The organism is Nocardia otitidiscaviarum (assembly GCF_007362295.1).
Taxonomy (GTDB): domain Bacteria; phylum Actinomycetota; class Actinomycetes; order Mycobacteriales; family Mycobacteriaceae; genus Nocardia; species Nocardia otitidiscaviarum.
The window spans coordinates 1,232,303-1,244,435 of record NZ_CP041695.1; the positions used below are offsets into that span (position 1 = coordinate 1,232,303).

General features: G+C 70.6%; 11 protein-coding genes. 6 read left to right on the forward strand and 5 right to left on the reverse strand.

The features are described from left to right. Nucleotides 1-55: 55 nt before the first annotated feature. The 3 genes from FOH10_RS05040 to FOH10_RS05050 form a co-directional block, all read right to left on the reverse strand. The gene (locus FOH10_RS05040) at nucleotides 56-1,201 is read right to left on the reverse strand and encodes a metallophosphoesterase (protein ID WP_244961626.1); all 1,146 of its coding nucleotides are present in this window, start codon (nucleotides 1,199-1,201) and stop codon (nucleotides 56-58) included. A 74-nt stretch (nucleotides 1,202-1,275) separates the two neighbouring features. After that, nucleotides 1,276-1,929, reverse strand: a complete 654-nt coding sequence (locus FOH10_RS05045) for a DUF4132 domain-containing protein (RefSeq protein ID WP_143979816.1) — start codon at nucleotides 1,927-1,929, stop codon at nucleotides 1,276-1,278. Nucleotides 1,930-2,021: 92 nt separating this feature from the next. Further along, on the reverse strand, nucleotides 2,022-2,978 hold the full coding sequence (locus tag FOH10_RS05050) for an SMP-30/gluconolactonase/LRE family protein (protein ID WP_186000725.1): 957 nt from the start codon (nucleotides 2,976-2,978) through the stop codon (nucleotides 2,022-2,024). 142 nt (nucleotides 2,979-3,120) lie between these two features. Between FOH10_RS05050 and kstD the strand changes: the two genes are divergently transcribed. Together kstD and FOH10_RS05060 are read left to right on the forward strand one after the other, a co-directional pair. Continuing rightward, a complete protein-coding gene (gene kstD / locus FOH10_RS05055; RefSeq protein WP_425326152.1) occupies nucleotides 3,121-4,815 on the forward strand; it encodes a 3-oxosteroid 1-dehydrogenase in 1,695 nt (564 codons plus the stop codon). Between the two features lie 95 nt (nucleotides 4,816-4,910). Beyond that, on the forward strand, nucleotides 4,911-7,013 hold the full coding sequence (locus FOH10_RS05060; RefSeq protein ID WP_143979819.1) for a prolyl oligopeptidase family serine peptidase: 2,103 nt from the start codon (nucleotides 4,911-4,913) through the stop codon (nucleotides 7,011-7,013). An 8-nt stretch (nucleotides 7,014-7,021) separates the two neighbouring features. On the opposite strand, the gene FOH10_RS05065 is transcribed toward FOH10_RS05060, so the two are convergent. Continuing rightward, nucleotides 7,022-7,645: a TetR/AcrR family transcriptional regulator gene (locus tag FOH10_RS05065; RefSeq protein ID WP_143979820.1), complete on the reverse strand. Its 624-nt coding sequence runs from the start codon at nucleotides 7,643-7,645 to the stop codon at nucleotides 7,022-7,024. A gap of 41 nt (nucleotides 7,646-7,686) precedes the next feature. Next, entirely contained in the window at nucleotides 7,687-8,277 is a 591-nt protein-coding gene (locus tag FOH10_RS05070; RefSeq protein WP_143979821.1) for a TetR/AcrR family transcriptional regulator, read from the reverse strand. 78 nt (nucleotides 8,278-8,355) lie between these two features. On the opposite strand from FOH10_RS05070, the gene FOH10_RS05075 reads away from it, so the two are divergent. The 4 genes from FOH10_RS05075 (at nucleotide 8,356) to FOH10_RS05090 (ending at nucleotide 12,081) form a co-directional block, all read left to right on the forward strand. Then, nucleotides 8,356-9,750 carry a YhgE/Pip domain-containing protein gene (locus FOH10_RS05075; RefSeq protein WP_143979822.1) on the forward strand — a complete coding sequence of 465 codons (1,395 nt, stop codon included), beginning with the start codon at nucleotides 8,356-8,358 and terminating at the stop codon, nucleotides 9,748-9,750. A 121-nt stretch (nucleotides 9,751-9,871) separates the two neighbouring features. Then, a complete protein-coding gene (locus FOH10_RS05080) occupies nucleotides 9,872-10,558 on the forward strand; it encodes a GAF and ANTAR domain-containing protein (RefSeq protein WP_051038249.1) in 687 nt (228 codons plus the stop codon). 110 nt (nucleotides 10,559-10,668) lie between these two features. Further along, a complete protein-coding gene (locus FOH10_RS05085) occupies nucleotides 10,669-11,301 on the forward strand; it encodes a GAF and ANTAR domain-containing protein (RefSeq protein WP_186000726.1) in 633 nt (210 codons plus the stop codon). 162 nt (nucleotides 11,302-11,463) lie between these two features. After that, nucleotides 11,464-12,081 carry a sigma-70 family RNA polymerase sigma factor gene (locus tag FOH10_RS05090; RefSeq protein WP_143979824.1) on the forward strand — a complete coding sequence of 206 codons (618 nt, stop codon included), beginning with the start codon at nucleotides 11,464-11,466 and terminating at the stop codon, nucleotides 12,079-12,081. The last annotated feature ends 52 nt before the right edge of the window (nucleotides 12,082-12,133 follow it).

Here is a 12,133-nt window from a genome sequence, read left to right on the forward strand (position 1 = left end):
CCGGCCGCGCAGGCCGGGATCGACCTTCCCGTCCGCTGGCATCCGTGCCTCACGATCATCGGCCGGAGTCGGTCCGTTCCGCACGCAGGATCAGCAGGGTGATCTCGCTGGGGGCGAAGACGCGGAGTTGCGGGCCCCAGAAGCCGGTGCCGCGGCTGGTGTAGAGCTGGGTCGCGCCGTGCCGGGACAGACCCGCCACCACCGGCTGGTCGAGGCGGACCAGGTAGCGGAAGGGCCAGATCTGGCCGCCGTGGGTATGGCCGGAGATCTGCAGGGCTACGCCCGCCGCCTGGGCTTCGATGATCTGCTTGGGCTGGTGGGCGAGCAGGATGACGGGGAGGTCGCGGTTCGCGCCGTCCAGGGCGGCGGTGAGGTCGGGGCCGTGGCCGGGGAGGGTGGTGCCGGTGGGGTCGTCGATGCCCGCCAGGACGAGGCTGTCGCCGCCGTGGGTGAGGGTTTCGTGCTGGTTGTGCAGGGGCTGCCAGCCGATCGAGGTCATGTGGTCGATCCAGCCCTGGGCGTCGCCGAAGTACTCGTGGTTGCCGGTGATGTAGTAGCGGCCCAGGCGGGCCTCCACCTTGCCGAGCGGGTCGACCTGGGTGTGCCGCTTCTCCACCGCGCCGTCGGCGAGGTCGCCCGCATGGCAGGCGATATCGGGTTCGAGCGCATTGACCACCTCGACCACGCGTTCGGACCAGCGCAGCCGGTCGGTGGCGGCGTAGTGGGTATCGGTGACGACCGCGACCCGCAACCCGTCCAGGCCCGCGCCGAGCCCGCGGATGGGCACCTCCACGGTGCGTACCCGGGGCACCCGACGTGCCTCGACGACGCCCCAGACGCTGAGCGCCACCGAGACGCCGAGCACCCCCGCCGCGACGAGTCGGGAGCGCGCCGGATCGTCCACGCCCGCGACCGACAACCCCACCCCGGCCGCCAGGCCGATCGCCGACCAGCTGAACAGCACCCACATCACGCCCAGCAGGGTGTCGCCCACGATCGACGCCGCATCCGACTGTCTGCTCCCGTGCCCGAGCATCATGGTCGTCGGCAGCACGGCGTAGCCCAGCAGGAATACCGCCGTACCCAGCCAGAACAGCGTGCTCGCGCCGTCGGTGGGCGCGGCGACCAGCGTCCACCAGGGTAGGAGGAACAGCAGGGCGGGAATCGCCAGGAACAGGATGACGCGGGGGAGGTATTTCACGGGAGGACCATTCTCGTCGGCGCGGCGCGAGATGCGACAGCGCCGCGCCAGTGGTCCCATCGACAGTAACAGCGTCAGCGGGAGAGCCGTTCCAGCTGTCGCAGCAGCTCCGAGGCGGCGACGGGCTCCAATGCCCCGAAGACGCCGCCGCTCACCTCCACTCCGAAGATGCGCAGCTCGTCGGGGTCGTCGTGGAACCCGCCCCGAATGCCGCGGTCGAGGGTGAGCGTCACGTCGTGGCGGGCGTCGACGCGGCGGTGCGCCCACCGGTCGGCGAGGACCCAGCCGAACCGCTGAAGTCCGAACACCCGTGCCGTGGCCACCCGGCGATTGTCGAAGCGGGCCAAGCGATTCGACGCGGCCTCCGCCGCCGTGCAGGCGTACACGTCACGATCGAGCTGAGCGAACGGTTGCGCCAGCCCGCGCTCGGAGTACACCGCGCGCCACCGTGCGCGGGCGTCGCCGAGGTGCAGCGGATGCGCCACACCGACGAGCGCGTCGTCGGGCAGTTCGAGCGCCGCCCCCTCGATGTCGAGGTACGCACCATCGTTATCGATCCGAAACGACGTAACGACAGCGCCATCCGCATCGAAGGCCGCCCAGACGACCCGCTGCGCCATCGCCCCCAGCCCCGGCTGCTCGACGACCGTTGTCCGATGCGTCCCCACCCGCCACCGGCGGCCGTCCACCATGGCCCCTTCGAGGCGCCGAATCTGTTCGGTGGTCACCTGTCAGCTCCTCGGCGCGCCCGCTGCCGGGGTCGGAGCGAATCCCGGTGGGCCGCTCGGGCGGCGGTGGGTCGATCGTAGGCCACCGGCGTTCAGCCGAGCCGGACCCGCAGCACCGTGCCGCTTTCCGTGCTCACCAGCAGTTCCCGGTCGGAGTCGGGGACGGTGGTCACCGCGGTCATGGGTTCGCCCGTCAGTACGGTGCAGGTGGTGTGCGTGTCCGGGTCGAGGCGCACCAGGTGGCCGCTGGTGGTGGCGACGTAGAGTCGGCCGTCCGGGCCGACGGTGAGATCGTCGGGAAGGGCGGGGGCGGTGAACGGGGTGGCCGCGAGGTCGGCGGCCACGGTCGGACGGCCGGGATCGTCGAGGGGGACGCGGAGCACCCGGGCGGCCGGACTGCTCATGATCGTGACGTAGACCGAATCACCGTGTACGGCAATGCCGTTGACGGCGAGGCCGGCGGCGCTGACGGTTTTCGGGGCGCGCTCGGTCCACGCGGTGTCGACGGTGCCGTCGGGACGGATGCGGATCACCCCGGCGGTGGTGTCGCCGACGTAGAGGTTGCCCGCCGCGTCGAAGTCCGCGCCATTGGCCATGCCGAGGCCGCTCACGAAGGGCTCCGGTCGGGGGCCGGCGGCCGTCGGATCCAGACGGACGACGCCGCCGGAGCGGGTGAGGGCCGAGAACGGCGCATTGCCGGTGTTCACGTACAGCAGGCCGTCGGGGCCGAAGGCGATCGCGCCGGGGAAGGCCACGGGGACCGTCGCGGTGAGTTCACCGGAGGGGCTGTAGCGTTCCACCGCGTTGCGATACATGCGCCCCACCCAGATATCGCCGCGGGCATCGACGCCGATGCTCTCCGCCCAGTCCAGCACCGGAATCCGCAGCGGCAGTGCGGTTGTCGTGACGGCGGCGCATCCGGCCGGCTCCGCCCCGGCCGGAGTGATCGCGACCGTCGTGGCGAGTGCGGCGACCCCGGCCGCGACCGACAGCCGGACGGCGGCGCGGGCGAGTGCGCCGGTGGCGGCGATGCCGCGGTTGCGTTCCATGGACCTGTGTTCTCCCGTTCGGACTGTCCGACCCGCAGTCAATCTAGCCGCTCGCCCGACGGGGCGTGCGGCCCGATTCGCCCGGCTGGTGACCGGCGGGTAACCTTCCGCTCGCACAAGATCTGAAAGGACCGTCGTGAAGATTTCGGGCTCGGATGCGGAAACTGCCGAGCGCGTCGTCGACGTTCTCGTGGTGGGTTCGGGTGCGGCGGGTATGAGCGCCGCGCTGACCGCCGCCGCCCACGGCCTGCACCCGGTCGTCATCGAAAAGTCTTCGTACTGGGGCGGTTCCAGCGCGCGGTCCGGCGGCGGTGTCTGGATTCCCGACAATCGGGTGCTGCGCGAGCAGGCCCCGGCCGACGACCTCGAACAGGCCCGCCGCTACCTGCACGGCATTGTCGGGCCGCACGCCGATCCGGCCCGGATCGACGCCTACCTGGACCGCGGCGCGGAAGCCCTGAACTTCCTGATCGACACCGCCCCACTGCATCTGGAATGGGTGCGCGGCTACTCCGACTACTATCCGGAGGCCCCCGGCGGCCGGGCGGGTGGACGCTCCTGCGAGCCGCTGCCCTTCGACACCCGCCGCCTCGGCGCGGACGCCGCCACCCTGCATCCGCCCTACAGCACCGCGCCCACCAATGTCGTGGTGAAGCAGTCCGAATACCGTTGGATCAGTGTGGGATTGCGCACCTGGCGTGGTCCGGCCGCCATGCTGCGGGTCGGTGCGCGGGCCATCGGGGCGTACCTGCGCGGTCGCCGCCTGCGCGGCCTCGGCGCGGCCCTCATGGGCGAACTCATGCTGGGGCTGCGAACGGCCGGGGTGCCCGTGGAACTCGGCACCGCGCTCACCGAACTCATCACCGAGCACGATCGCGTGGTGGGCGCCCGCGTCGAGCGCGACGGTCGCTCCGAGGTGTGGCGGGCCCGGCACGGAATCATCCTGGCCTGCGGCGGTTTCGAGCACAATGCCGAGATGCGGCGCAAGTACCAGCGTGAGCCCGTCGGTTCGGAGTGGACCACCGGCGCGCCCACCAACACCGGTGACGGCATCACCGCCGCGCTGAAACTCGGTGCGGCCGTGCGCCTCATGGACGACGCGTGGTGGGGGCCCGCCATCCCGCTGCCCGAGGGGCCGTGGTTCGCGCTGACCGAACGGTCACTGCCGCGCAGCATCATCGTCGACGCCCGAGGAGAGCGGTTCATGAACGAATCGCTGCCGTATGTCGAAGCGGTGCATCGCATGTACGGCGGCGACTTCGGGCAGGGCGACGGTCCGGGCGAGCACATTCCCGCCTGGCTGATCTTCGACAAGAAGTACCGCAACCGGTACATGTTCGCGACGCTGCCCGGCCGCGCCCCGCTGCCCAAGGCGTGGCTGGAGTCCGGCGTGCTGGTCGAGGCGGCCACCATCGCGGAACTGGCGGAGCGGATCGGCGTGCCCGCCGCCGCCCTGACCGCCACCGTCGAGCGCTTCAACGGCTTCGCGGACAACGGGGCGGACGAGGACTTCCAGCGCGGCGAGAGCGTCTACGACCACTACTACGGCGATATCGCCAACAAGCCGAATCCGAGCCTCGGGCCGCTGACCAAGGGCCCGTTCTACGCGGCGCGGCTGGTGCCGGGCGACCTCGGCACCAAGGGCGGCATCGACACCGACGCCGCCGGCCGCGCGCTGCGGGCCGACGGCTCGGTGATCGCGGGGCTCTACGCGGCCGGCAACACCAGTGCGCCGGTCATGGGCCATACCTACGCTGGACCGGGGGCGACCATCGGTCCGGCGCTGGTGTTCGGGTACCTCGCGGCGCTCGATATCGCCGACCGGGCGCGCGGCTGACACACCGATCCCGCGCGCCACGCCACCGCGTCGTCGACCATCGGTCATTCTCGACCGTGGGTGGACAGGGTGGTTCCGATACCGAAGGGGGCTTCATGGGTGGCGTGGGCAGGTGGTGGCGGACGGCGCTGGCGGCCGTGGTGGTCGCGGTGATCGCGGCATGCGGTACGGCGGACGGTGCACAGGATCCGCACCTGTGGCTGGAGGAACTCGACAGCCCCCGGGTGCGGCAGTGGGTGGCCGACCAGAACGCGCGGACTCTCGATGTGCTGGAACGGCATCCGGACTTCCCCGGCAACCTCGCGGTGGCCCGGGAACTCGGCAACTCGCCCGATCGGATCCCCGTGCCCAGGCTCGAACACGGACGGGTCGGCAACTTCTGGCAGGACGCCGAGCATCCGCGCGGTATCTGGCGCGAGACCACCCGAGCCGACTACGAGTCACCGCAACCGCATTGGACCACGGTGCTGGACCTCGACGCGGTCGCGCGGGCGGACGGCAAGAACTGGGTGTGGAAGGGCATCGACTGCGATCCGATCCGGCACACCCGATGTCTGGTGCGCCTGTCCGAGGGCGGCGAGGATGCCGTGACCGTCCGGGAATTCGACCGCACCACAGGCGCATTCGTCGACAATGGGTTCGCGCTGCCCCGCGGGAAGCAGTACGTGGCCTGGCTCGACCTCGATACGCTGCTGGTCTCGCGGGAGTGGCGGCCCGGCGAGGTCACCGCCTCCGGCTACCCCTATATCGTCAAACAGCTGCGGCGCGGCCAGCCACTCGACGCCGCCGTGGAGGTGCTGCGCGGCGACCCCGCCGACGAACTCGCCACTCAGCCGGTGCTGCTGGAGGACGGATCGGGCGGCCGGATGAGCCTGATCCGGCGCGGCACCACCTTCTTCGAGCACGAGGTGAGCCGTTTCGACGGCCGCGCGCCGGAACTGCTCGGCATCCCGCCCAAGCACGACCTGGAGGGCCTGATCGGCGATCGACTGCTGATCGGTCTGCGGCAGGACTGGACCGTCGCGGGCGTCACCCACGCCGCCGGAAGCCTGCTGTCGCTGCGGGTGGCCGAGCTCACCGCCGACCCGAGCCGGATGCGGCCGGTGCCGGTGTACGTGCCCGGCCCGCGGGAGGCGCTGGGCAGCGTCCTCGTCACCCGCGACCGGATCGTGGTCACCTCGCTCGACGATGTGCGCGGGCGCGCCACCGTCCATACCCCGCTTCCGGACGGAACCTGGTCCGCCGCACCGGTTCCCGTACCCGAGAACGCCACCGTGGAGGCCGTGGACGCCGACGCGGCGGGCGATATCGCCTATCTGTCGGTGACCTCGTTCCTCACCCCGACCACGCTGCTGAGCCTGGATACGGCCAGCGGCGTGGCCACCCCGGTGAAAATGGCTCCGGCCCGGTTCGATTCGTCGCGCTACGTGGTGGAGCAGAGGAAGACCACCTCGCCGGACGGCACCCGCGTGCCCTACTTCGTGGTCCGGCCCGCCGGGATGGCCTTCGATGGCACCAATCCCACCGTGCTGTCGGCCTACGGCGGGTTCGGTTCGGTGTCCACACCCGGTTACGACGGGGTGCTGGGCCGCCTGTGGCTGGAGCGGGGCGGCGTCTACGTGCTGGCGAATATTCGCGGCGGCGGTGAATACGGGCCGCGCTGGCACGAGGCGGCGCGCGGGGTGCACCGGCAGCGCGCCTACGACGACTTCGCCGCCGTGGCACAGGATCTCATCGCCCGAGGCATCACCACGCCGCGCCACCTCGGCATCCAGGGCGGCTCGAACGGCGGACTGCTGGTCGGCGTGCAGCGCCCGCACCTGTGGAATGCCGTCGATATCGCGGTGCCGCTGCTGGATATGCTGCGCTACGAGGAGATCGCCGCGGGGGCGTCCTGGGTGGACGAGTACGGCACGGTGGCCGATCCGGAGCAGCGCGCCTTCCTCGCCTCCATCTCGCCCTACGCCCAGCTGAAGCCCGGGGTGGTCTACCCGGAACCGCTGGTGTGGACCACTACCACCGACGACCGGGTCGGCCCGCAGCACGCCCGCAAATTCGCCGCGCGGCTGGCCGAACAGGGGCACCCGTACCTGTTCTACGAGGCCACTCGGGGCGGCCACGGCGGCGGCTCGAACAATGACGAGCGGGCGTACACCACCGCGCTGGAGTACACCTACTTCCAACGCCAGCTCGGCTGATCCGGCCGTCAGCGGTCGATGAGGGCGACCGCGATCGGCACCAGCAGTTCCACGAGCTCGTCGACCGGTGGGCGCGGCTGCTCCAGCAGCCATTCGTGCGCCAGGCCGTTGATCGCGCCGATGAGGGCGCTGGTGGCCAGGGCCGGATTGCCGCGCACCCGCGCACCGGATCCGGCAATGGGTTCCAGCGCCGCCAGCACCACCCGGCCCCAGGCGTGGCGACGGGCGCGACGATGCTGTTCCATACGCTCGCTCACGCCGACCACTTCGATGAAGGCCACCTTGGCGCGGTACGGGTCGGAGTCGATGGAGGCCAGGTACGCCGCCAGCACCTGGGTGACGGCGGCGGTGGGATCGCCGCCGGCGAGATCGCCCAGCGCCGCGGCGATGGCGGCCCCGGCCTCGTCCTGGATCCGGTCGTAGGCGGCGACGAGGACGTCCTCGCGGGTCTCGAACTCCTCGTAGAACTGTCGTTTGGACAGTCCGGCCGCCGCGCACACGTCGGCCAGCGAGCAGTTGGCGTAGCCGCGTTCGGCGAAGATCTTGGTCGCGGCGTCCAGGAAGCGCTGCCGTCGCTCGGCCCTGCGCTCGGCCACGGCCCGCCCGCCGTACTGCCTGCCCTCCACTGTCACGTCACACACCGTAGCCGGGCGGCTGCCGGGGCGGGAATCGCTCAGGGGCGGGGACGCAATCCGTGGGTGAGGTGGCGGACCATATCGGTCAGCAGCTGGTCGGCGTCGTAGTCGCTGGTGAAATCCGAGGCCACGATGGTGGCGACGCCCTGTAGTGCGGCGATGGCGGTCAGACCGAGACGTTTGGGGTCACCGGCCACGATCTCGCCCTCGGCCTGTCCCACGGCGATGAGGTCCACCGGCACCGCGAAGGCGCGCTGCACCGCCGCGGACAGTTCGGGGGAGGTGGAGCGTTGTTTGCGGGCGAACATGAGGGCTAGCAGTTCCGGATTCTCGACGGCGAAGCGCAGGTAGGCGCGGGCCATGCCGTAGAGGCGTTCGGTCACCGGTCCGTCGGTGACGGTGTGGGCGAAGCATTCGCCCAGCCGGTCGAAGCCGGTGGCGGCGAGCTGGTCGAGCAGGGCCTGCTTATCGCGGAAGTGGCGGCTCGGGGCCGCGTGGCTGACGCCGATATCGCGGGCCAGCTGGCGTAGCGACAGGCCGTCCACCCCTACTTTGCGCAAGGTGGCCTCGGCGCGTTGGAGCAGCGCCGAGCGCAGATCACCGTGGTGGTAGCGAGAACGGATGGACATGGTCCGCACAGGATATCCGACACATCCGCGATGTTGGCATTGACTACTTTGTAGTCACTGCCTACATTGGCGAAGGTTATGACGAACCAGAGCGCCCCCGAGGCGAAAAGCGGTGCGCACGTGGATGAGACGAACGCACCCCAAGACCAACCCGCCGCCGCGACGGCCCCCGCACCCGGACGCCACCTCTCCCCGCGCGGATGGGCCTTCCCGATCGCGGTCGTGAGCCTGCTCGCCGCACTGCTGGGCACCATGTACCTCGGCTACACCGCCGACCCGGAGAAGAATCTGCACGACTTCCCGGTCGCGCTGGTCAATCAGGACGTCGGCGACACCCTCGACGGGCAGCCCGTCAACTTCGGCGACCAGATCACCGCGGCCATGGTCGAGAAGGTTCCGGCCGACAAGATCGACCTGCGCCTGCTCGGCATCAACGAGGCCCGGCGGCAACTCCAGCACGGACAGGTCTACGGGGCCATCATCATCCCCGGGGACTTCACCAAGCGGATGGCCATTCTCGGCGCGGCCGCCGTGGTGCCCGGCGAGGTGGAACGGCCCATCATCACCGTCAACACCAACCCGCGCGCGGGCACCTACGCGGCCTCGATCATGCAGCGGGTGACCGATCGTGCCATGCGCGAGGTGAACGCGACCGTCGGCACCCAGCTCACCGAGCGGGTGGAGGCGCAGCTGCGACCGCCGCCGGGTAGCGAGACCGCGGCCGCCGCGCTCACCGGGGCCGCGCGCCTGCAGCTCGCCGAGCCGATCAACATCGACATCGCGCCCTACCGTCCGCTGCCCGAGGGCACCGGACAGGGGCTGTCGGCCTTCTTCTACACGCTCATCCTGTTGTTCGCGGGCTTCAGCGGTGCCATGATCATCCACTCGCTGGTGGACTCCTCGCTCGGCTACGCGCCCGCGGAATACGGTCCCTACTACCGGAATTCGCCGCCCGCGCCGATCAGTCGCTGGCGTACGCTGCTGCTCAAATGGGGCGTCGCGGTGGTGACCGCGCCCATCGTGTCCGCCATCTTCCTCGGCATCGCCACCCTGCTGGACATGCCCGTCGACCATCCGCTCACGCTGTTCCTGTACGGCACCCTGGCCGTGGTCGCGGTCGCGGTGACCGGGCTGTCGGTGCTGGCCGCTTTCGGCACGCCGGGGCTGGTGGTCAACATGGTCCTGTTCGTGGTGCTCGGACTGCCGTCCTCGTCCGGGTCCATTCCGATCGAGGCGACCCCGCGCTACATCGCCGATCTGGCCGCCTTCGAGCCCATGCACCAGATCTACCTGGCCGTGCGCGCGATCCTGTTCTTCGACGGCCATCTGGAAGCGGGACTGAGCCAGGGCATCTGGATGACGGTGCTCGGACTCGGGATCGGCCTGCTGTTCGGGGCCGTCGCCACGCACACCTACGATCTGCGCGGACTGTCCCGGCTCGGTGTCCCGCACCGGACGGTCGCGGAATCGTAGCCGCCGCATCGGGAACGTACCGACCGATCGTGCTGTGCACGAGGGACTTTCGACTCTGGACCGGCCGGGCTACCCTGCGGATACTGGCTGCCAACAAGGTGTCGTGGGGTGGTTCGGTGCGATGGGTGCTGCACAGTTCGATCAGCTGACCGGACAGTTCCTCCGGTCGGTGCGCGACGGCGGCGGCGGACTGGTGGCCGTGTGCGGGGCCTGCGTGCACGTGCTGCCGGTGCGGCGGGCGGCCATCGTGCTCGAGGAGCGCGATGCCGGACTGCAACCCTGGTGCGCCAGTGACGAGATCGCCGACCGGGTGGAGGCCGCGCAGGCCACCGCCGGGGAAGGGCCGGCGGTGTCGGCGGTGGACGACGGAGTGCCGGTCGCCGTTCCCGACCTGGCCACCGAGGTCGAGCGCTGGCCCGGATTCGCCGAGGCGCTGGGTGATGCCGCCCCGCGCGGATCCCTGCTGGCGATTCCGCTGCGCCTGGGCGGAGCCAGGCTCGGCGCGCTCGATCTGTACCGGGACGCGATCGGGCGGCCCGGGCCCCGGCTGGTGACGGCGAGCCTGCACGTCGCCGATTTGGTCACCGCCAGCCTCGTCCTGGCGGCAGAGGGGGAGACGCGGCGCTGGGGGCAGCCGTCGTCGAGCCGGTGGATCCACCAGGCCGCGGGGATGGCCAGCGCCCAGCTCGGCATCGAGGTGACCGACGCCTACGCGCGGATGCGCGGATACGCCTTCTCCCACGGGCTTTCGCTGGTCCAGGTGGCACGGGGCGTGGTGGACCGGAGCATATGTTTCGAGCCGGAATGAGACGGCTATTCCGTTGAAGCTTCACGTTCTCATACGATGGGATGTTGGGCGGCGCGGCACGGGTTCTTTTTCGCGGCGGAGACGTATGTCCGGCGATCGGGGTGATGGCGGTGTCAGACGGTGAGCTGCTGGTCCTGCGCAGCGCCATGGGCGTACTGGAGCCCGACGGGGTCACCGTCGCGGTCCGGTTGCCCGATCAGCCGGAACTGTTCGGGGCGCTGCCCGAGGAACTGCTGGAACTCGAAGCCTGCCAGTGGGATCGGGGCGACGGCCCCGGCGCGGTGGCCTTCTCGTGCCGAGCGCCCATGACCATCACCGAGATCGAGCGCTACCGTGACATCTGGCCGGAGTACGCCGATCTGGCGCGACGGCACGGCATCTGCGCCGTGGCGGCCATCCCCATGCGCGTGGACGACACCGAAGCCGGTGTGCTGAGCCTGTATTCGCATGCGCCGCGACCGTGGTCGCGGCGCGACGTGCACCGTGCCGCACTGTTGGCCACCATGGCCGCCGAACACATTCTCAGCAGACATCAGGTGCGCCAGCACCAGCGCACCACCGCCCAACTGCGGCACGCGCTGACCTCGCGGATCGTGGTGGAACAGGCCAAGGGCGTCATCGCCCACGCGCACGGCACCACGACCGCCGTGGCGTTCGAGCTCATTCGTGCCCACGCCCGGCGCAATCGGGTCACCGTGCACGCCGTCGCCCGCGGCATCGTGGAGCTGGGTCTGCGAATCTGAGTGACCTGGCGAAGATCCCCGATGTGAATTTCGCCGACGGAGTAGCCTGAGCACTGCGGAGCCGAGATCCCCTGTCCCCGGATGGATTCCGCAATGACAAGCGAGCGTCCAGAACCTCGACGCCCGTCCGCGATCCTGCATATCCACCCGGGGGCTTCACTCATGTCACAACCACCGTGTACCACGGCGGCACCCGCCGCCGCCCGCCCGATCCGCCGCGGCAGCGACTACGACGATCTGCTCCGCCGCGTCGGCGACCGCGACCGCGACGCCTACGACCGGCTCTACCGCGCCACCCGCACACTGGTGTTCTCCCGGGTGCGGGCCGTCGTGCGCGACATCGGATACGCCGAGGAGACCTGTCATGAGGTGTACCTCCAGGTCTGGCGCAGCGCCGCCGCCTTCGACCCGGCGCGCGGCAACGCCCTCACCTGGCTGTGCGCCCTGGCCCACCATCAGGCGGTGGACCGCGTGCGCCGCGAACGCACCGCCTACGGGTACGAAAACCGCTGGGGTGCGAGCGATTACCGCCGCCCGGCCGACGTGGTGGCCGAGGAGATCGTGCGTCGCCACGAAGAACACGCGGTACGAACGGGTTTGACCGCCCTCACCCCACGCCAACGCGAATCGGTGATACTGGCCTTCTACTGCGGCCTCACCTACCGCCAGGTCGCCGCCCGCCTCGGCATCGGCGAACCCGCCGCCAAGGCCCGCATCAGATCCGGCCTGGCCCAACTGAAAACGGTCCTACTGGCCGACGCCGCCCCCGCCCGCGGCTGACAACCCCCGTGACCGACAACCCCCGTGACCGACAACCTCGCACCCGGCAACC